At 41.1% G+C, this 21776-nt stretch carries 19 protein-coding genes and 1 tRNA gene; 8 read left to right on the forward strand and 12 right to left on the reverse strand.

Annotation, left to right across the window (positions count from 1 at the left end; translation table 11 throughout):
* Positions 1-66: 66 nt before the first annotated feature.
* The 10 genes from PCY09_RS10050 to PCY09_RS10095 form a co-directional block, all read right to left on the reverse strand.
* A complete protein-coding gene (locus PCY09_RS10050) occupies positions 67-1287 on the reverse strand; it encodes a DNA cytosine methyltransferase (protein WP_301556717.1) in 1221 nt (406 codons plus the stop codon).
* Positions 1288-1313: 26 nt separating this feature from the next.
* Complete coding sequence (locus tag PCY09_RS10055; RefSeq protein WP_125397329.1) at positions 1314-2177, reverse strand: DNA adenine methylase; 864 nt, start codon at positions 2175-2177, stop codon at positions 1314-1316.
* A gap of 29 nt (positions 2178-2206) precedes the next feature.
* The gene (locus PCY09_RS10060) at positions 2207-3928 is read right to left on the reverse strand and encodes an ATP-dependent endonuclease (RefSeq protein ID WP_125397328.1); all 1722 of its coding nucleotides are present in this window, start codon (positions 3926-3928) and stop codon (positions 2207-2209) included.
* A gap of 117 nt (positions 3929-4045) precedes the next feature.
* Positions 4046-6694: a valine--tRNA ligase gene (locus PCY09_RS10065; RefSeq protein ID WP_125397327.1), complete on the reverse strand. Its 2649-nt coding sequence runs from the start codon at positions 6692-6694 to the stop codon at positions 4046-4048.
* Positions 6694-7995, reverse strand: a complete 1302-nt coding sequence (locus PCY09_RS10070; protein ID WP_061602255.1) for a hypothetical protein — start codon at positions 7993-7995, stop codon at positions 6694-6696. The genes PCY09_RS10065 and PCY09_RS10070 overlap by 1 nt, the downstream gene beginning before the upstream one ends.
* A gap of 59 nt (positions 7996-8054) precedes the next feature.
* Positions 8055-8618 (reverse strand): GNAT family N-acetyltransferase, encoded by a 564-nt coding sequence (locus PCY09_RS10075; RefSeq protein ID WP_061602254.1) that lies wholly within the window; start codon positions 8616-8618, stop codon positions 8055-8057.
* On the reverse strand, positions 8605-9183 hold the full coding sequence (locus tag PCY09_RS10080) for a flavin reductase family protein (RefSeq protein ID WP_061602253.1): 579 nt from the start codon (positions 9181-9183) through the stop codon (positions 8605-8607). The genes PCY09_RS10075 and PCY09_RS10080 overlap by 14 nt, the downstream gene beginning before the upstream one ends.
* A gap of 264 nt (positions 9184-9447) precedes the next feature.
* Positions 9448-9702, reverse strand: a complete 255-nt coding sequence (locus PCY09_RS10085; RefSeq protein ID WP_061602252.1) for a DUF1912 family protein — start codon at positions 9700-9702, stop codon at positions 9448-9450.
* A gap of 26 nt (positions 9703-9728) precedes the next feature.
* Positions 9729-11090, reverse strand: a complete 1362-nt coding sequence (locus PCY09_RS10090) for a DUF438 domain-containing protein (RefSeq protein ID WP_125397326.1) — start codon at positions 11088-11090, stop codon at positions 9729-9731.
* 2 nt (positions 11091-11092) lie between these two features.
* Positions 11093-11323, reverse strand: coding sequence for a DUF1858 domain-containing protein (locus tag PCY09_RS10095; protein ID WP_045501785.1), 231 nt, complete (start codon positions 11321-11323; stop codon positions 11093-11095).
* Between the two features lie 253 nt (positions 11324-11576).
* Here PCY09_RS10095 and PCY09_RS10100 point away from each other — a divergent pair, with 253 nt between their 5' ends.
* The 4 genes from PCY09_RS10100 (at position 11577) to PCY09_RS10115 (ending at position 17310) form a co-directional block, all read left to right on the forward strand.
* Positions 11577-13004, forward strand: a complete 1428-nt coding sequence (locus tag PCY09_RS10100) for a helix-turn-helix domain-containing protein (RefSeq protein ID WP_125397325.1) — start codon at positions 11577-11579, stop codon at positions 13002-13004.
* Between the two features lie 157 nt (positions 13005-13161).
* Positions 13162-14670: a glycerol kinase GlpK gene (gene glpK, locus PCY09_RS10105; RefSeq protein WP_002920521.1), complete on the forward strand. Its 1509-nt coding sequence runs from the start codon at positions 13162-13164 to the stop codon at positions 14668-14670.
* 41 nt (positions 14671-14711) lie between these two features.
* The gene (glpO, locus tag PCY09_RS10110) at positions 14712-16538 is read left to right on the forward strand and encodes a type 1 glycerol-3-phosphate oxidase (RefSeq protein ID WP_125397324.1); all 1827 of its coding nucleotides are present in this window, start codon (positions 14712-14714) and stop codon (positions 16536-16538) included.
* 67 nt (positions 16539-16605) lie between these two features.
* Positions 16606-17310, forward strand: a complete 705-nt coding sequence (locus PCY09_RS10115) for an MIP/aquaporin family protein (RefSeq protein ID WP_125397323.1) — start codon at positions 16606-16608, stop codon at positions 17308-17310.
* Positions 17311-17494: 184 nt separating this feature from the next.
* On the opposite strand, the gene rlmD is transcribed toward PCY09_RS10115, so the two are convergent.
* Positions 17495-18865: a 23S rRNA (uracil(1939)-C(5))-methyltransferase RlmD gene (rlmD, locus tag PCY09_RS10120; protein ID WP_125397322.1), complete on the reverse strand. Its 1371-nt coding sequence runs from the start codon at positions 18863-18865 to the stop codon at positions 17495-17497.
* Between the two features lie 55 nt (positions 18866-18920).
* On the opposite strand from rlmD, the gene PCY09_RS10125 reads away from it, so the two are divergent.
* From PCY09_RS10125 to PCY09_RS10140, 4 genes are all read left to right on the forward strand, one after another.
* Positions 18921-19697, forward strand: coding sequence for an aminoglycoside 3'-phosphotransferase (locus tag PCY09_RS10125; protein ID WP_125397321.1), 777 nt, complete (start codon positions 18921-18923; stop codon positions 19695-19697).
* Between the two features lie 26 nt (positions 19698-19723).
* Complete coding sequence (recX, locus tag PCY09_RS10130) at positions 19724-20500, forward strand: recombination regulator RecX (protein WP_125397320.1); 777 nt, start codon at positions 19724-19726, stop codon at positions 20498-20500.
* Between the two features lie 89 nt (positions 20501-20589).
* On the forward strand, positions 20590-21123 hold the full coding sequence (locus PCY09_RS10135) for a DUF402 domain-containing protein (RefSeq protein WP_008809151.1): 534 nt from the start codon (positions 20590-20592) through the stop codon (positions 21121-21123).
* A gap of 115 nt (positions 21124-21238) precedes the next feature.
* A complete protein-coding gene (locus PCY09_RS10140) occupies positions 21239-21556 on the forward strand; it encodes a DUF960 domain-containing protein (RefSeq protein WP_008809152.1) in 318 nt (105 codons plus the stop codon).
* Positions 21557-21655: 99 nt separating this feature from the next.
* Here PCY09_RS10140 and PCY09_RS10145 read toward each other — a convergent pair.
* Positions 21656-21729, reverse strand: a tRNA-Pro gene (locus tag PCY09_RS10145).
* Positions 21730-21776: the final 47 nt, after the last annotated feature.

The raw sequence follows: 21776 nt of genomic DNA on the forward strand, positions 1-21776 counted from the left end.
ACCCTCTTTTCTATTTTCAGTATATCAAAAGAAGATTAGATTTTCACTAATCCTCTTATATATTCGTTAATTAATATTGTAAAATTCAAGTTTGCCTTGTTTTTTTACAAATCTCAAATACTCTTCATCTGACAGAAGGGCTAAACCATCATTATAAGCCTTGATTTTTTCAAGAGCTTGGTCATAGATATCCACAAATTCCTTGACATAGGATTGCCCTTCAAATTGACCATTCATCTTGGTGTAGATAATGGCGAATTTACCTGAGCGGTCAAGTTGAGATTTTCCTTGGCTTTCGTTTAAGGCCTTGGCAACATTTTCTGCGATGCGTTTAATCACGGGAACGACCACGCTATTTCCAGCTTGTTTGTATAACTGACCGTTAGAAACCCCTTCTGGGATTTTAAAGGATTTAGGATAACCTTGAACATTAAAGGTTTCTTTTGGAGTCAGCTTACGAATCTCACCACTATCCGTCAAAATCAATGGAACGTTGTGTCCACCTGTTCCCATATTTGCTGTGAGGGTAGGGACAACTCCGTTTTTATTTTCACGAACATATTGGCGACGCCATTGGTAAACCGTATCTTGACTGGTGACCTCAAATTTTAACTGGTCGTAGAAATTCTGTTTGCCTTCACGGTAGTAGTAGACCTCGTCTAGTTTATCACCGAAGTTAATCACATCCTGAAGAGTGGTAGTCAGCTTGATTTCCTCTGGAAATTCAAACAAGTCATAAGCTTCTTTGGTATCAAAGCCGACAATGTAGATCCGCTCACGGTTTTGCGGGATATTTCCATAGTCTTTCCCGTTGAGAACCTTCCACTTGATAAAGTAGTTGTTCTCAGTCAAGGCTTCACGAATGACCTTGAAGGTATTGCCATGGTCATGACCGACCATATTTTTGACGTTTTCGATGAAGATGGCGCGAGGTTTGCATCCCTCAATCATGCGAAGCAACTCGAAGAAAAGATCGCCACGATCATCATCAAAGCCCTTGCGATAACCCGCAATACTAAAGGCTTGGCAAGGGAAACCTCCCATAATCACATCCACGCGCTTAGCTGGAATATCCTCTGACTGAACATCGTGAATATCACGACCATCCAAATAGGTATCTGGATGGTTTAACTGATAAGTCTGACGCGCATATTTATCAAACTCATTGGCATACACCACTCTGAACTCGTTGGTCTGTTCAAATCCCAACTCAATTCCCCCAACACCTGAGAAGAAAGCTGCAATGTTGTACTTCTCAGGTCGGTTCGAACTTACAGAATTTGTCATGTAGTAACCTGCTTTCTATTTTTTAACTATTCTACTATATTTAAATAAATCTCATCATTTATTTTTTTTAAATAATTTGAATAAAAAATGTATTCAATTCCTTTGCCAGGTCTCGCAACTGAATAATTAAGGTAATACATTTTATTTGAGTAATCTTGATACATTCTAAATATTTCGTCCGAAAGATCATAGGTTAAAATCCAATTCTTATCTTTCATACTACTTTTTATTATTTCAGAAAGTGACAAATGATCCTCATGATTATAAAAATTTGTATATAATCCTGGTCCTTTTTTATAGTATGGTGGATCAAAAAATGTAAATGAATCTTTCGTTTTACTTATGTTTCTTCTAATAAAAACTTCAGCATCAAGATTGTATAATTTAATTCTTGATTTAAAGCTTGCAATTTTTTTAATTTTTTTGATTAATTCTACTTTATTAAATCTACAATCCAGTTTATAATTCCCTTCTTGTGATTTTCCTCCAATAACCCCTGCTTTTAAAATTCCAGATCTATTTGTTCTGTTTAAAAATAATGTTGCAAATCCTAATTCCAAAATAGAGTTCGAATTTGATTTATTTTCATATATATTTTTTTGAATGTACCATTCCTCCATAGTTATCGGAGTTTCTTCGATTTTCTTAACCAATTCATCAGTGTAATTTAGTACTGAATACCAAAAAGAATAAATAGCCTTATCAAAATCATTAATCATAATTTTTTGAACATCATTATTGAATAGTAACTTTAATGCAACACCAGCACCACCAGCATATGGTTCAATGTATGTTTTGCAATTATTTACTTTTATTAGTTCTTTAACCAAAAGATATAATTTTGTTTTTCCACCAGGATAACGTAACGGTGTGACTATACTTTGAGCCATTTTAATCCTTTCTTTATGGAGTTATATAGTTAATAGTTTTTTGATTTTTCTCTTTGAAGTAGAATATTAATTTGGGAATAGACTTTTAGACAAAAATCATTCAACTCATCAATTATATTTTCTTCCATTAGATAATTAAATAACTGTGTATCTGTAATAAACTTTTGTAATTCTTGTAATCGTTCTAATGATCTTATATCATCATTTTTTGTATCGTCTTTAATATTAATTTGATTTAAGATTTCATTTATCCTACTTTTTGTATATAACCGCGATTCCTCTCTATCTTCCAAATCCTTCCAAAACTTATTATAATTTTCATTATCAACAATCGTTTTAACTACATAGTATATGAATGATTCGGGAGCCAAAAATGTTGGAAGGGCAATGACATTTTGGGGTAACTCATTGGTCTTAACTCCCTTTATCAACTTTTTATCTTCAATTATATATGGATATAATAAATTCTTAGAGTTTGTCTTTGTATCTCCGTCAACTATAATTAACACATCCTTAAAATGTGAATCATATTCTGGTAATTTTAACAATTGCTTACAGCCTAAATGAATAGGGATAACTTTATAAATATCAGATTTAGTATCAGGATGCAATCTTTTATACGCTTCAATCAATTCGTTAAAAAGAAATTCCGTCATATCGTCTTCACAGTATATTTTTACATATGGACGATAAGGTGTCATTTTATCAAACATATCAGATTTGATATCAGAATAATATTCAATTGAACTTAATCTCGGAAGTTCTGGGTCCACAAAATATACAAGACGATAATCTTTAGGTGAACGATTTTGTTTTTTAATAATTTTCTTTAAAATTGTCAAGGAATGAGTGGTAACAAAAATCTGTAATTCTAATTCCTCACTTAGTTTATCCAGTAAATCAAAAAGTCTCAATTGAGCATTAGGATGCAAAGAGGCGTCTATTTCATCGATACATAAAATTCCGCCGTTATAATTTTCTGTTCTTTGTTTATGTAGATAAAAGTCTACTAACGCCGAAACAATATAGCCAATATTATCTTGCCCAACAGACTGAGTTTCTGGTAACGTCTTGTTTAAAGGCATATGTATTATTGTTCGATTTTTATCAATATCTTTAGTGATATTGATTACTTCTTTTTCTGATATAGAGTCGGGCAGTATTTCATTATACCACTTTTTATACATCTCGTATGCATCAGAAGTTATAATTATATTATTACTCCGGACATTTTTTTTACTCACTAATGTTTCACCTATAGGGAAAAGCCTCGATAAACTAATAAAAATAGAAGGTAGCGGGATCCTTTGATCCCCCCCGATATAAAAAGTATCTTTTGTTTCTTTTTTTACTTTACTTAACTTTTGGTCGGGAGTGAAATAATTTGTAGCTCTAGGTATTAACCTAATTCCACGTTCTTCTTTTGTATCATCTTTATAAGAATGTCTTTTTTGAATAAATGAGTCATTATCTGTATTGATTACTTTTAAATAAGATGTATAGTCGTCATATTCTTCCTCCTCAGGAATTGTAAAAAAATCGGAAAATTCCGGATGGAAATTTCCTCCGGTATATCTTCTATGTGTTATACCGAATGTCGAAGCAATTAGTGATAAGACATTAGATTTACCAACACCATTTTGCCCTGCAAAAACGGTTATTTTTTTACCTAATTGGATAGCTTTTTCTGCCTCCAAATTCTCAAATTTTCTAAATTTATGAATGGCCAAGACATCTGCATAAAATCTCATTTTTAATACCTCGTTTATTTCACTATTTTAATATATAGCACTTTAATTATATCAAAATAATACAAAAAAAGCAGAGCCTGATATTAGCCTATTAATCAGAATCTGCTTAATTTTAATTTATTTAACCAACTTCTTCATCTCATCAATACGTGCTACTGTCGCGTCGTATTTGGCTTGGTAGTCGGCTTGTTTGTCGCGTTCTTTTTGAACGACTTCTGGTTTAGCGTTGGCTACAAAGCGTTCGTTAGAGAGCTTCTTACCTACCATATCCAGTTCTTTTTGCCATTTAGCTAGTTCCTTGTCGAGACGAGCTAGTTCTTCTTCGACGTTGAGGAGGTCTGCGAGTGGCAAGTAGATTTCTGCTCCTGTGATGACGCTTGACATAGCGAGTTCAGGTGCAGGGATGGTTGATGCGATTTCCAAGTGTTCTGGATTTGTAAAGCGTTTGATGTAGTTGACATTGCTGTTAAAGAAGGCTTCCAAGTCGCTATCGCTTGTCTTAACAAGGATAGTGATAGGCTTGCTTGGTGCTACGTTTACTTCCGCACGCGCATTACGAACAGCACGGATCAAGTCTTTGAGGCTTTCCACACCTGTGTGAGCCGCAAGGTCTTCAAAGGCTGGATTAACAGTTGGGTATTCTGCTGTCACGATAGAGCCTTCTGAGATTTGTCCAAAGATTTCTTCAGTCACGAATGGCATGATAGGGTGAAGGAGACGAAGGATCTTGTCCAAAGTGTAAAGGAGAACAGAACGTGTGATGACTTTCTCTTCTTCGTTATCGCTATAAAGAACTTCCTTGGTCAACTCAACGTACCAGTCCGCAAACTCGTCCCAGATGAAGTTGTAGAGGATGTGTCCAGCCACACCAAACTCAAACTTGTCAAAGTTTTCAGTGACTTTTCCGATGGTTTCATTGAGGTTGTGGAGAATCCAACAGTCAGTGACGTTTCCAGCTTCCTTGTTAACAACTTTTTCGACATTGGCCGTTGCTTGCTCAAGAGTCAAGCCTTCATTGTTCATGAGGATGTAGCGAGAGATGTTCCAGATTTTGTTAATGAAGTTCCATGAAGCATCCATTTTCTCATAAGAGAAGCGCACGTCTTGCCCTGGTGCAGAACCGTTTGAAAGGAACCAACGAAGGGCATCGGCACCGTATTTCTCGATAACATCCATTGGGTCAATTCCGTTACCCAGAGATTTAGACATCTTACGTCCTTGCTCGTCACGAATGAGACCGTGAATCAGAACGTTTTGGAATGGCTGACGGCCAGTGAATTCCAAGGATTGGAAGATCATACGAGACACCCAGAAGAAGATGATGTCGTAACCTGTTACCAAGGTTGAGGTTGGGAAGTAACGTTTGAAGTCTTCTGAGTCGACATCCGGCCAGCCCATGGTTGAGAATGGCCAAAGGGCAGAACTGAACCAAGTATCCAAGACGTCTTCGTCCTGAGTCCATCCGTCACCTTCTGGTGCTTCTTCGCCAACGTACATTTCCCCCTCAGCATTGTACCAAGCAGGGATTTGGTGACCCCACCAGAGCTGGCGAGAGATTACCCAGTCGTGGACATTTTCCATCCATTGGAGGAAGGTATCGTTGAAACGAGGTGGGTAGAATTCTACCTTGTCCTCTGTGTCTTGGTTGGCAATGGCATTCTTGGCCAATTGGTCCATCTTAACGAACCATTGCGTAGACAAGCGTGGCTCAACTACAACACCTGTACGCTCTGAATGACCAACACTGTGGACACGTTTTTCGATTTTAACAAGGGCACCGATTTCTTCCAGTTTCTTGACAACCGCTTTGCGGGCTTCGAAACGGTCTAACCCTGCAAATTCAAAGGCCAAGTCATTCATAGTTCCGTCGTCGTTCATGACGTTAACTTGTGGCAAGTTATGACGTTGACCAACCAAGAAGTCGTTTGGATCGTGGGCAGGTGTGATTTTCACGACACCTGTACCAAATTCAGGATCGGCGTGTTCGTCCCCAACGATTGGAATCAATTTATTAGCGATTGGAAGGACAACATTTTTACCGATCAAGTCCTTGTAGCGTGGGTCTTCTGGATTGACCGCAACCGCAACGTCCCCAAACATGGTCTCAGGACGAGTTGTCGCAACTTCGAGGGCGCGTGAGCCGTCTTCTAGCATGTAATTCATGTGGTAGAAGGCACCTTCCACGTCCTTATGGATAACCTCGATATCAGAAAGGGCTGTGCGGGCTGCTGGGTCCCAGTTGATAATAAACTCACCACGGTAGATCCAGCCTTTCTTGTAAAGGTCCACAAAGACCTTGCGAACAGCTTTTGACAAACCTTCGTCAAGGGTAAAACGCTCGCGAGAGTAGTCTACAGAGAGCCCCATCTTGCCCCATTGCTCCTTGATAGTAGTAGCATATTCATCTTTCCATTCCCAGACTTTATCAAGGAATTTTTCCCGACCCAGGTCGTAACGGCTAATGCCCTCACCACGCAAGCGCTCCTCAACCTTAGCCTGAGTCGCAATCCCAGCGTGGTCCATCCCTGGAAGCCAAAGCGTATCAAAACCTTGCATGCGTTTTTGACGGATGATGATATCCTGCAAGGTTGTATCCCAAGCGTGACCAAGGTGAAGTTTACCAGTTACGTTTGGTGGTGGAATAACGATCGAATAAGGCTTAGCCTTTTGATCTCCTGAAGGCTTGAAAACATCCGCATCAAGCCATTTTTGGTAACGACCAGCCTCAACCTCGGCTGGATTGTATTTAGGTGAAAGTTCTTTCATTAGTAAAATCTCCTTTTATTTTTTTCAAATTTATAATATCTTTTTGATGGATCTAAATAGAAATATTTTAACAACCAAATCAGGCCTCCTCCAATAATTAATGATAATATGAAACAAAAGAAAATAATTATGGTTGAGGCAAGAAATTCAGACATCCAATCAGATGACGAATTTATAAGTTTGGCCAACTCTACTTTGATCTTCAATCCCCATATAATTTCAATTAACTTTGGAATAATACTCAACATTAATAAGGTAAGAAAACCATAGATTTGAATTCGATAGAGGTGTCTATCCATTTTATCAGTTCTTATTGGTTTTTTCTTATATTTATTTATATCAAACTGAGAATTTATTTCCCCTATTAGGTTAGGAATTAATATTGGTAAAAACCAGCTTAGAGCATTGATTAATTCATTTTCAACTTGATTGAATACTGCTAACAATAATATACATATTGTTCCAATTAGCCAGGAAGCAATCACTTCTTTTATATCTTTTGCACCATATCCAATCATATTATAAATTTGCAACCAAAAGAATAAGTATAGTGCTATAAAAAAGAGCAATACGAACACGTCTGATAATAAATCAAAATGAAATTTAAGGGCTCTAGAAAAAAAGTAACAAAGATAACTCAGAAGCCAAAAAAAGGAACTAATAATCATCGTAGCATATACATTCCAGAATGTCTTCCCTTTAGAAATATCTACTTTATTCGTTTTTTTAAATATTTTAATTGATACTACAGTTTTTATAACAGATAATATAAGTGGTAGTATTAAGAGTAATAGAATAGCAATCCAATTATTTATTTGTTTTTTGCTTACAGTTGATTCAACTAGATTTGGATTATGTAGAAAATAAATCAACGTTCCACAAATGATCCCATCAAACACATTTATGAAAGCCAAGGCTTTCGTACTCTTAGTAAGAAAATCTCTAAATTTATTAAATCGATTTATATATTTAAATGCATATATCAGTATCAATGCAAACTGAAAAATTATAACAAATTTAAAATCGGTTAAAAAGAATAAAATTAAAGTCGAGATAGAAATAAACCAATAAATCGAAAGGCTAATTTTAGAAATACTTCTTTTAGACAATAATTTAAGATAAAAACCTATCAGTAATAAACAAATAATTATCTCTAAAATATAACGTAAAGTAATCTCGCTAAAAAATAAGCTTAACAAAAATGCGGGAAGTGCTATACCTAAAACAGATACAAGGGATAGTATTGGAAAATAAGCTAGCGCGTTCAGAAGTATTTTCCAAACTTGAACAAAAATACTCATCAACCTACTACCAGTCTTAAAATAATGCAATAATTTCAATCATTCCCCCCAATCTAATACTAGTTTGGTATATCCCACTCACTCCTAAGCAAGCCATATCTCAAATCATCACAGCGATTATCTTGGGCATCTTTGCGGTCTCGGATGCGAGCTTCGAGAGTAAAGCCAAGTTTCTCAGCGACTCGTTGACTTTGGACATTGTAGCCAAAGCAAGACAATTCTATCTTGTGAAGACCAAGTTCTTTAAAAGCTAGATCAATCAAGGCACGCGCCGCTTCTGGCACATAACCTCGCCCCCAGTAGTCTGGGTGCAAGATATAGCCAATCTCAAGCACATCGTCTTCGTGCCGATGGTTGAAATCGACAGAGCCAATGATTTTATCGGTCCCTTTAACCACCATGCCGTAACCAGCTGGGAGATTATCCTTTTCATTGCGCTCAGGAAGGATATGCTCCAGATAATAGATCTCATCTTCCAAGGTCTTGACGGGTGGAAAGCCAGCTGGATAGGAAACTTCTGGCCGACTGGCATAATCAAAGACATCCTCAGCATCAGCCACGGTACGGACTCGTAAAACGAGCCGTTCCGTTTCTAAACGTTCTGGTAACTCAGCCCTTGTCATCCTTCTTCCTCGCTTTCTTGATAAAGCTTCCCATGGGGTCGACTCGGTCATCTAGATAACGATAAACGCGCTGGTGACCGTCTCCCATAAAGTAGGTCGGAGCAAAACGATCATTTTTAAAATGTCCCTTGTCATCTAGCAAATCAGAATCAGCAAGTCGCTCGAGAATCTTGGCAAAGATATGGCAGATACCATCTTCCTCGATAATCCTATCTACCTGACAGTCCAATATAACTGGACAGGCCTCTAAAATTGGCGCTTGAGTCCGTTCAGAAATCTCATAGTCTAGCCCTAGGTATTCCAATTTCTCCCGATGGCTGATAAAGCCGGCCTGTTCCATTGCAAGCATAGAAGTTTCATTAGGGATATTCACGGTAAATTTCTGATAATGCTTAATCTGCTCAGCCGCATTTTCCTCAGCACCAACTCCGATAACTAGCCAATCACCCAGGCTATAAGAGGAACTACAGGTCGTGATATTGTGCCCAAAGTTCCAGTCCTGATACCCCAAGATGAAGATAGGAAAACCATAGTAGAGCTTACTTGTGTTAAAGGATTGCTTCATGACAACCTCCTTTGACTAAGATGCAAAAGAAAAACCCTGCCATATCCATGACAGGGACGAATGTTTTTATCCGCGGTACCACCCAATTTCGGGCAGATGCCCGCAACTTTAGTCTTTAAAATAAAAAGACAATAATATTTCATTTTCATTCATCAGCAACCAGTTTTGACACATTTGTGGACTTCTCAGCACCGCCACTTTCTGTAAAATGCTTGACTCAAAACACCTCTGATGAACCTATTCTATCACCTTTCCAGCGAAAAATCAATAATTTCTCTCCTCAAAAAGTCCGTCTGGCAGGTCATGAAATGCTTTGCCCGCCTGATAGTTGGCGAATTTCCCTAAAAGGAACTGGTAGGCATCTAGACGACTTTCATAGCGAATAGCCGCTTCCTTGGCCCGCTCATCCTGGTCTGTCTCGTAGACTGCCTGACTCTCCTTGAGCGCCATCTCGTTAATCATGACCTGAGTCTTGACCCAAGCTTCAAACTCCTGTAAAAATTCCTGTTCGTAACTCATTTTTCTCACTTTCTAACTGCAAATACCTAGTCCAAATCTCGGTAAAAATCACTGTCAATGTCACGGAAGGGCTGAATGTCCTGCACATACTCCAGCACTCCCTGAAACTCGCCAGCCTCATCTCGCACCGCCGCATAGGTCACATGGACAAACTTGCCCCGTGATTCCGACTTGAACCACATCTCAAACTTGTCCCGCTCTCCCTGACGCAGAGCCTTGAAAATCCGCCGCACCTTGTCCAAAAATTTCGGCGGGTGACAGAGCTCGACATTGCGCCCTATCTGGGACGGCGTCCGCTTGAAAATCATCTCGTCTGCCGGCACGCTGTCATTATAATACTGGAAAATATCGTCCTTATTGACAAAGGTAATCTCCATGGGCAGATGATCCAAAATCAGATTGACCTCCGCCACCGACAGATAACCATGACCAAAAGGCTGTTGTGAGTCACGATTAAAGGCTTGCTCCTTCTTTTCCTTAGGCTTAAAGGAAATGGTGACCTGACCATCCGGCGTATCAATGACCTGCTCAAATCTGCCATCACTAGTCTGTTTTCTACTGGCTGGCGCTTCGCTTCCTTCATCCGCAGCATCCCCAGCTTCCTCCTCCGAGAATGAGTACCGCGCAGGAATCCATTTCTCTGTTGGCTTGATGATGGCATAGCCATAAGCATCACTCTCCTCAGCAATCTTGAGCCAGTCATCCTGATGGAAGGACTCGAGGAGAATCATGAGAAGGATGGATTCTTCCTTGAAAATCATAGCTTCAAACTCAGCCGCAAAGGTCTCAAACTTGTCCTTGACTTCTTGAATCGAAGTATCAGGCAACTTCTCTGTAGCAATCTTAGCCTCTTGGTAGAGGTCTCGAATCTGGTCATCTACCCCCCACATGACCTTGGGAGGCGAATCGTGACCGTAGCTCTCCATTATTGGAAACATGAGCTCTTCCTTACGCTGATAGTGAACATCAAACTGCCCTACCAAACTCAGCTGGCGCTGGAGACCCTTGCGGATTTCAGGTAGAAGATCCTCATCTTCTGTCGTTTCATAGGTAGATAGGAGCCTGCGAACCCGCATGAGGGCAGCCCGCAAGGCTAGATTTTCCTGCTTGAAGACCTGAACAGGATGGCCTGGATGGTCGGTATCAGCCACCTCCACATCCTGAATGGCACCTTTAAAGAGGTTGGCATGGACATTGCAGAGAGACATAACATCTTCAAATGTCACTCCCGTATCCGAGTTCATCAGCTCATGCTCCATCAGGCTAATCTCAATAGCGGACACACCCGCAAAATGCTCGTTAAAAAGCTCCTGAACAGATTCTGCCGAAGCTCCGTTATGTAGGTCCAGCAAGATAGATTTGAGGACTTCAATGCGTTCAGTAGCCATTCCTAAATCCCCACCACTTCATAGCCGTTTAATTCCAGAGTTTGCTTGATTTTATTCAGGTCAATGCCGTTCATACCAGCGCCTTTTTTGATAGAAACCACGCGCCCGACTGTATTACGCATGACAGGATTGGCCAGAGGCGTAAAGCCTAATTCAACCAAGACATCCAAAACCTCGGGATGCTTCTCAATCACTTCTGCCACCGGGATAGACAAATCAATCACATTATCCATAGCTGCTCCTTCATCGTCATTTTTCTACAATTATACCATAAAAAAGCTATCAGACTCAAAGCAAAAAAGCAGGAGTGTCTGCTCCTCTTATACTTGTTCAAAAGAAATTGAATAACGAATTAAGATAGACATGATGACAGACTTCTGCCTTCCATTATTGCCTCAGGCGACGATAAGAAAAATTGAAGCACATTGTTTCTTCTTTTTCCTATTTTGTGTTAAGCTAAGACTAGTGAATTGAAAGGGTTTTCGTATGTATCTAGCAGACTTAATGGAAAAGAGTGAAGCGGGACAGTTTATTGTCCTATCTTATTTACAGCAACATTCTACATCCAGTTTGAAGGATGTCATGTCTGAAACAGGCTTCTCGAAAGCAACCTTGACCAAGTACATTAGCCTGATAAATGACAAGGCTAGCGACCATCATGTAGCCTTATCCATCCAGCTTCAGGACGAATCGCTCAGTCTGTCTGTCGGTCCAGATACCAAGGGACGGGACATTCGTAGACTCTTTTTGGACAATGCTGTCAAATACCAGATTTTAGACTACCTGCTCTACCATCAGCAGTTTTTAGCCCATCAATTAGCCCAAGAGCTGATGATCAGTGAAGCAACCCTCGGCCGTCATATATCCGGTCTAAATCAGATTTTATCAGAGTTTGAGCTATCTATCCAAAATGGCCGCCTGAAAGGACCTGAGCACCAGATCCGCTACTTATATTTCTGCCTCTTTCGCAAGGTCTGGTCCAGCCAAGATTGGGAGAAAGAACTTCAAAAACCAGAAAGAAGACAGGAAGTTGTCGTCTTAGAAGAACTCTGCGGAGCTCAGCTCTCTCAAGGCCAGCGATTGGACTTGGCCCTTTGGGCACATATCACCCAACAGCGCCTAAGAGTCAATGCCTGTCAATTCAAAGACATTGAGCAGAAAATGCAGGGCTATTTTGAAAATATCTTCTACCAGCGCTTGCATCACAGGACAAATGATTTCTTTGCTGGACAGCACATCACTCTGAGTCAGGAAGACGGGGAAATGATGATTTTCTTTTCATTTCTGCTTTCCCATCGGGTTCTACCCTTACACACCATGGAGTATATTCTGGGCTTTGGCGGTGAATTTGCCAGTCTGATTACGCAACTGATTCAAGAGATGAAGGGCCAGAACTTGCTAGGGGACTATATTGAGGATCAGGTGACCTACGAACTAAGCCAGCTCTGCGCCAGTGTCTTTCTTTTCAAAGGCTATCTATTGCAAGACAAATACAAGCACAACTTGGAGTTGCGCCACCCATACTTGTGGAGCGAATACGATTATCGACAAGTAGCAGACACTATTTTTAGCAAACTGCCTATTTTCCAGCAGGGAACATCTCTGGATAAAAAGGTGTTGTGGGAATGGCTCCAGCTGATGGAGTATATTGCTGAAAATGACGGTCAAGTCATCAAGATAGGCATGGACTTGACCGATAGCTTTATAGTTGTTTCCAGAATGACGGCCATTTTAAGGCGGTATTTAGAGTACAATCGCTTTATTACGATTGAATCCTACGACCTTACCAAAAATTACGATCTCATCATCACAAACAATCCCATCCATCAGGACCAACAGATTCCCGTCTATTATTTAAAAAATGACTTGGATTTAGAAGATTTAGCAAAAATTCGGAACATGATATTTCATTGAGAAACTTGGAGAAATCCAGGTTTCTTTGTGATTTTCGCACAATCTCCTCATATTTTTTTAAAATTTAAAAAAAGTTGATGAAAAAGAAAGCGTTTTATTTTATATACTAGTTACTGTAGAGGAAACATCCTCAAGATTTTTACCAGGAGGACAGTTCATGTCACAAGAAAAATACATCATGGCTATCGACCAAGGAACTACTAGTTCCCGCGCCATCATCTTTAACAAAAAAGGAGAAAAAGTTAGCTCCAGTCAAAAAGAATTTACTCAGATTTTCCCTCAAGCTGGATGGGTTGAGCACAATGCCAATGAAATTTGGAACTCTGTTCAATCAGTTATTGCAGGTGCCTTCATCGAAAGTGGAGTCAAACCCAACCAAATCGAAGCCATCGGAATCACCAACCAGCGTGAGACAACTGTCGTCTGGGATAAGAATACAGGACTTCCTATCTATAATGCTATCGTTTGGCAGTCTCGTCAGACAGCTCCTCTGGCTGAACAGCTGAAAAGCCAAGGCTATGTGGAAAAATTCCATGAAAAGACTGGTTTGATCATTGATGCTTATTTCTCTGCTACCAAGGTTCGCTGGATTTTGGACCATGTTGAGGGAGCGCAAGAAAGAGCTGAAAAGGGGGAATTGCTCTTTGGTACTATTGATACTTGGCTGGTTTGGAAATTAACTGACGGTGCTTCTCACGTGACCGACTACTCAAATGCAGCCCGTACCATGCTCTATAACATCAAGGAACTCAAGTGGGACGATGAGATTTTGGAAATTCTCAACATTCCAAAGGCCATGCTTCCAGAAGTTCGTTCTAACTCAGAAATTTATGGTAAGACTGCTCCATTCCATTTCTACGGTGGAGAAGTTCCAATCTCTGGTATGGCTGGTGACCAGCAGGCAGCGCTCTTTGGACAGTTAGCTTTTGAGCCTGGCATGGTCAAGAATACTTATGGAACTGGTTCCTTCATCATCATGAACACTGGTGAAGAGATGCAGCTGTCTGAAAACAACCTCTTGACAACCATTGGCTATGGAATTAATGGTAAAGTTTACTATGCTTTAGAAGGTTCTATCTTCATTGCCGGAAGTGCTATTCAATGGCTGCGCGATGGCCTTCGGATGGTTGAAAATTCACCAGAATCTGAAAAATATGCCCTCGATTCTCACAACAATGACGAAGTCTATGTCGTACCTGCCTTTACAGGTCTGGGCGCTCCCTACTGGGATCAAAATGCACGTGGATCTGTCTTTGGCTTGACTCGAGGAACCAGCAAGGAAGACTTTATCAAGGCTACCCTGCAATCCATCGCTTACCAAGTACGCGACATCATTGATACCATGCAGGTGGATGCCAAGACTGCTATTCAAGTCCTCAAAGTCGACGGCGGTGCTGCTATGAACAACTTCCTCATGCAGTTCCAGGCTGACATTTTAGGAATCGATATTGCCCGTGCTAAAAACTTAGAAACAACTGCTCTCGGTGCAGCCTTCTTGGCAGGTCTGTCAGTAGGCTACTGGAAAGACTTAGACGAACTCCGTACTCTCAATGAAACTGGAGAACTCTTTGAGCCGTCTATGAATGAATCTCGCAAGGAACAGCTCTACAAAGGATGGAAAAAAGCCGTTAAAGCAACTCAAGTCTTTGCAGAAATCGACGACTAATACTGAAAGAATAACGCGACTTAATTAGAAAGTGTGTAAATATGGAATTTTCAAAGAAAACACGTGAATTATCGATTAAAAAAATGCAGGAACGCACCTTGGACCTCCTGATTATTGGTGGGGGGATTACAGGGGCTGGTGTAGCCTTGCAAGCAGCTGCAAGTGGCCTGGAGACCGGTCTGATTGAAATGCAGGACTTTGCCGAAGGGACTTCTAGCCGCTCTACCAAATTGGTCCATGGTGGCCTTCGTTACCTCAAGCAATTCGACGTAGAGGTGGTCTCAGATACAGTTTCTGAGCGTGCTGTGGTCCAGCAAATTGCCCCCCATATTCCAAAACCAGATCCTATGTTGCTTCCTGTTTATGAAGAAGAAGGCGCTACCTTTAGCCTCTTCCGTCTGAAAGTGGCTATGGACCTCTATGACCTCTTGGCCGGTGTCAACAACACTCCTGCTGCCAACAAGGTCTTGAGCAAGGAAGAAGTCTTAGAACGGGAACCTGAACTCAAGAAGGAAGGTCTGGTTGGTGGCGGTGTCTATCTTGACTTCCGCAACAACGACGCTCGCCTCGTGATTGAAAATATCAAACGAGCCAACCAAGACGGCGCTCTGATTGCCAACCATGTCAAGGCAGAAGGCTTCCTCTTTGACGATTCTGGAAAGATTACAGGCGTTGTTGCGCGTGACCTCTTGACGGATGAAGTCTTTGAAATCAAGGCTCGCTTGGTCATCAACACAACTGGACCTTGGAGCGACAAGGTACGCAATCTGTCAAATGACGGTGAGAAATATTCTCAAATGCGTCCAACCAAGGGTGTCCACTTGGTAGTTGACTCTAGCAAGATCAAGGTTTCTCAGCCAGTCTACTTTGATACAGGCTTGGGAGACGGTCGGATGGTCTTTGTCCTTCCACGTGAAAACAAGACTTACTTTGGTACGACTGACACTGACTACACTGGTGACCTGGAGCATCCAAAAGTAACACAAGAAGATGTAGATTACCTCTTGGGCATTGTCAACAATCGCTTCCCAGAAGCCAACATCACGATTGATGACATCGAAAGCAGCTGGGCAGGTCTGCGTCCTCTGATTGCAGGAAACAGTGCTTCTGACTACAATGGCGGAAACAACGGTACCATCAGCGACGAAAGCTTCAATGCATTGATTGCGACCGTTGAAAGCTACCTGGCTAAAGAAAAATCCCGTGAGGATGTCGAAGCGGCTGTTACCAAACTCGAAAGCAGCACTTCTGAAAAACACTTGGACCCATCTGCAGTTTCACGTGGTTCCAGCCTGGAACGTGATAACAATGGTCTCTTGACTCTTGCTGGCGGTAAAATCACAGACTATCGTAAGATGGCGGAAGGTGCTATGGAGCGTGTCGTTGACATCCTCAGAGCAGAATTTGACCGCAGCTTCAAGCTCATCAACTCTAAGACTTACCCTGTTTCAGGCGGAGAGCTCAATCCAGCAAATGTGGATTCCGAAATCGAAGCTTTTGCTCAACTTGGTATCTCACGCGGCTTAGACAGCAAAGAAGCCTTCTATCTTGCAAACCTTTACGGATCAAATGCTCCTAAAGTCTATGCCCTCGCACACAGCATTGAGCAAGCACCAGGTCTCAGTCTGGCAGATACCTTGTCACTGCATTATGCTATGCGTAACGAATTAGCACTCAGCCCAGTTGACTTCCTGCTTCGCCGGACAAATCACATTCTCTTTATGCGAGATAGTTTAGATGCTATTGTAGAGCCTGTTCTGGATGAAATGGGACGATTCTACGACTGGACAGAAGATGAAAAAGCAGCTTATCGAAATGATGTTCAAGCTGCCCTTGCAAATAACGATTTAGAAGAATTAAAAAAATAGAAAATACGAGAAGAGGCGGTAGACCAAGAACTGTCTGCCACCCCTTCTTTTAAATGGAGTAATATAGATTATGAAAGAAATATTTGGCGAATTTTTAGGAACACTGCTCTTGCTCCTTCTGGGAAATGGCGTCGTTGCAGGTGTAGTTCTTCCCAAAACCAAGAGTCACAATTCAGGTTGGATTGTGATTACCATGGGATGGGGGATTGCCGTTGCCATCGCTGCTTTTGTATCCGGCAACCTTGGCCCAGCCCATCTGAATCCTGCCCTAACTATCGGAGTAGCTCTGAAAGGTGATTTGCCTTGGGCATCTGTTCTTCCTTACATCCTCGCTCAGTTTGCAGGTGCTATGGTCGGACAGTTCCTTGTCTTCCTACAATTCAAACCTCACTATCTCTCTGAAGAAAATCCGGCTAACATCTTGGGTACATTCAGCACAGGCCCAGCTATCAAAGATACCTTCTCTAACCTGATTAGCGAAATCCTTGGAACTTTTGTCCTTGTGCTGACTATCTTCGCTCTAGGACTTTATAAGCTGCAAGCAGGCATTGGCACTTTTGCAGTCGGAACATTGATTATCGGGATTGGTCTATCACTCGGTGGAACAACTGGCTATGCCCTCAACCCGGCTCGTGACTTAGGACCTCGCATCATGCACAGTCTCCTTCCCATTCCAAACAAAGGAAATGGCGATTGGAGCTATGCTTGGATTCCAGTTGTCGGACCAATTATTGGTGCCGTCCTTGCAGTCCTAGTCTTTGGCTTATTCTAATATAACTGATTGCTATTGGAGAACACTTAACGAGTGTTCTCTTTTTGTGACTAATTGATTAGGCTAAGGTCGAATCCCTATAAAACCATTGCAATTTTGACAAAAGAAAAGACTTAGCTCTGTATTACAAGAGAACTAAGTCCTTTTTAGAATGATTTTGTCAAGTCTTACAAGCCGTTTCTAATTAACTCGAACGAGAGCTTTCCCTCTTGGACAATTTCACCACTGCCTCGGTCCGAGCGGTATGCGGAAACATATCAACCGACTGGATGTAGTGGACATCGTAGACCTGAGAGAGCTTGACTAAATCCCGAGCCAGAGTTGAGACATTGCAGGAAACGTAGACCATCTTTTCAGGTGCATAGCGGACAATCGTCTCCAGCAGCTTATCGTCCAGACCTGTTCGCGGCGGATCGACAATCAAGGCATTCGCCCGATAACCCTCAGTATACCAGCGAGGAATAATCTCCTCTGCCGTTCCAGCCTCGTAGAGTGTATTGTCAAAGCCCATGCGTTTCGCATTACGCTTGGCGTCTTCAATGGCCTCAGGGATGATGTCCATACCTCTCAGAGACTTGACCCTTTTAGCAAAGGCAAAGCCGATGGTCCCCACTCCGCAATAAGCATCAATCAAATGGTCTTCTTTCGTCACATCCAGTGCCTTAACCGCCTCCCCGTAGAGCACCTCTGTCTGCTCAGGATTGAGCTGATAGAAAGCCCGAGGCGACAGGGAGAACTCATAGTCCAGCACCCCTTCTTGGATAGCCTCCTCGCCCCAGATAATCTCTGTCTTATCCCCATAAATCTCACTGGACTTGCTCGTATGATAATTGACCGCCACTGTCTTCAACTCTGGAAATTCAGCTACCAGATCTTGAACGACTGGAGAAAAGTCCAGCTTACGCCCCGTCACAAAAATCATCTGCACCTGACCCGTCTTTCTGGATCTGCGAATCATGACCGTACGTACTCCAGCAGTCTTTCTCTCATCATAGATAGGCAGCCTATACTTACTTAAAAGCCGAGCCACCTTATTGATAATCTGTTGCGTCACCTTGTCCTGAACCAGACAGTTTTTCAGCGAGACCAGATAGTGGGAATTCTGGGCATAAAGCCCCGACTTGACCTCATCCTTATATTTCCGAGTCTGAAACTGCAGTTTAGCCCGATAATAGAGTGGCTCCTGCATACCAATAGTCGGACGAATCTCATAGTTTTCATAACCAGCTGGCGCAAATTTTTTCAAGGCCTGACGCAGCAAATCTTCCTTAAACTCCAACTGCTTGTCATAGTGGAGGTGCATGATTTGACAGCCCCCGCAGCTATCATAAATCTCACAAGGCGCTTCCACCCGAAATTTCGACCGCTTGTTGATGGTCAAGAGCTTGGCCTCGATGAAATTACGCTGAACTCTAGTCACCTGACAGTAAACTTCCTCACCTTTCAAAGCCCCTGGCACAAAGACCAGCGTTTTCTTATAAAATCCAATCCCTTCACCATTAATCCCCATTTTCTTAATTTTCAAAGGGATTCTTTGTTTCACTTTCACATTCATGATTCTATTATACCATGCTGCCTCTCATTAGTTGAGAATATGTTACAATAAAAGTATGAAATCAGAAAAAATATCCCTTCCACTAGACCATTTCCCTGAGCAAATACGAACTTATCTAGAGAGAGCCAATTTTTACGACAGCTCCTCACATTCTGCAGCCAGTGTTTTCTATGCTGATACGGGCTATTATTTGAAAATCGACCAAAAAGGCCAGTTAGCCCAAGAAGCCACACTTGCCAAATGGTTTGAAGAACAAGGACTCGGTGTACCTGTCATTCACTACCTGACAGCAGATAAAGACTACCTGCTGACTAAAGGAGCCGAGGGCAAGGACGCCCTAGCCTTTCTCCAACAGCCAGAAGAACTTTGCCAAACGATGGCTGTCACATTCAAAAAACTTCACAGCCTCCAACCCCAGCATTTCCCAATCCAGCATCGCCTCCAACATTATAAAGAGCAAGCAGAGGAAAATTATCGGAAAGGCTACTTTTATCAAAAAGCCTTGCTGCCTCAATTTCATATCCAAAGCCGTGAGAAAGCCTACCAGCTTATCCAAGAACAGGGACACCTATTGACGACGGACGCCCTGATTCATGGAGATGCCTGCTTGCCTAATTTCATCCTGAAAGACGCAACAACCTTCTCTTGCTTTATTGACCTTGGTCTCGCTGGTCTTAGCGATCGCCACATTGACCTTTACTGGGCCATCTGGTCTCTTACTTATAATTTATCTGACCGTCAATATGCAGAGCTCTTTCTTGACTACTATGGCAGGAAGGATGTTGATACAGACAAACTGCGCTTGATAGCTGCCTTTGAAGCATTTAGCTAGAAGAAAGGATTCTACCAAAATCCCCTATGAAAATCACAAAAATCGAAAAGAAAAAAAGACTCTACCTCTTGGAGTTGGACGACAGTGAAAAGCTCTATATTACAGAAGACACCATCGTCCGATTCATGCTGTCTAAAGGAATGGAAATCACAGAGCAAGAGCTAAAAAAAATTCAAGACTATGCCCAATTTTCCTATGGCAAAAACCTAGCCCTCTACCATCTCTCCCTTAAGCAAAGAACTACTAAGGAAGTTAAAGACTACTTAACGCAGCACGACATCCAACCGGAAACCATCAGCCAGGTCTTGGACAATCTAAGAAAAGATAATTGGATTAATGATAGAAAGTATGCTAATTCTTTTATCCAATCCAACCTTCTCACTGGTGACAAAGGCGCTTTTGTTCTCAAACAAAAGCTCACGCAAAAAGGAATTTCTAGCACTATCATAAAAGAAGAATTGAGCCAGTTTGATTTCACTGAATTAACAGACAAGGTTGCCCAAAAGCTGCTCAAAAAATACCAGGGAAAACTGCCCAGCAAGGCCCTACAAGAAAAAATTCTTCAATCCTTGATAAACAAAGGTTTTTCATATAGCCAAGCCAAAACCGCCTATCAGCATTTGGACATCGAAGAAGACCAAGAGAACCAAGAAGAGCTACTCTATAAAGAGTTAGACAAGCAATACCTCAAGTACTCAAAAAAGTACGACGGCTATGACTTAAAACAGCGTCTGACCCAAGCACTAGCTCGCAAAGGCTATGATTTCTCTGACATTGCTAGCGCTCTGAGAGATTATTTCTAAAAATTTTAGGAAAAAACTTAGAATTATTCATGAAAATATGATACAATAATTAGTGATAAACTTTAAAAATTGTAGAAAGTTGGTAAAAAATGAGACTTCCAAAAGAAGGCGACTTTATTACAATTCAAAGTTATAAGCATGATGGTAGCTTGCACCGTACATGGCGCGACACCATGGTACTAAAAACAACAGAAAATGCGATTATTGGGGTAAATGACCATACTCTTGTTACGGAGAGTGACGGACGACGCTGGGTGACTCGTGAACCAGCAATCGTGTATTTTCATAGGAAATATTGGTTTAATATCATTGCAATGATTCGAGAAAATGGCACATCTTATTACTGCAATCTAGCCAGCCCCTACTATCTCGATAGCGAGGCTTTAAAATACATTGACTACGACCTAGATGTAAAAGTCTTTGCTGACGGAGAAAAACGCCTGCTAGATGTAGAAGAATACGAACGCCATAAGAAAAAAATGAATTATTCAAGTGACTTAGATTATATTCTAAAGGAAAATGTAAAAATTCTTGTTGATTGGATCAACCAAGAACGTGGACCATTTTCGCAAGCTTATGTTAACATTTGGTACAAACGCTATATTGAACTAAAGAATCGCTAAAGTTGTCAAAAGAGCTCATGCTCTTTTTGTTTTCCAAAAATGAAAAGCAATTTCTTGCAATCTAAGCAATTTTTCAGTATCATAAAGAAAACAATTTACGAAAGGAGCAGTTAATATGGCATTTACCAACACTAAAGGACGATATGCTAGTTTTGGAATAGTTACTAGTTTACCAGATGAAGTCATTGATACATTTTGGTACATTATTGATAACTTCCTAAAAGATACATTTCCACTAGAAAATCTCATCCAATTCGAACTTCTTAATAATAATGGAAAACTAACTTATCGATTTTCTGAAGCTCATCTTGATACACTGATCTCCTTCGATTTCACATATAAATTCAATCCATTCTATCCTCGAACTATCTACATTACAGATAATAATGGAAAAGAAACTATTATGTTAGCAGATGAATACTCAATCATGTAATAAACAAATCTATTATGAAAAAAGTCAATTGAAGTTTCTTCAATTGACTTTTTTTAAAAATAAAAAACTAAACCATAAGTTAGCCCAAATTAAATACAATCGGGAAGACAGGATTCGAACCTGCGACACCTTGGTCCCAAACCAAGTACTCTACCAAGCTGAGCTACTTCCCGTCGTGATCGAATATCTCCTATCACTATATGCACCCTAGAGGAGTCGA

This window comes from Streptococcus sp. SG2, assembly GCF_030439925.1.
Taxonomy (GTDB): domain Bacteria; phylum Bacillota; class Bacilli; order Lactobacillales; family Streptococcaceae; genus Streptococcus; species Streptococcus gordonii.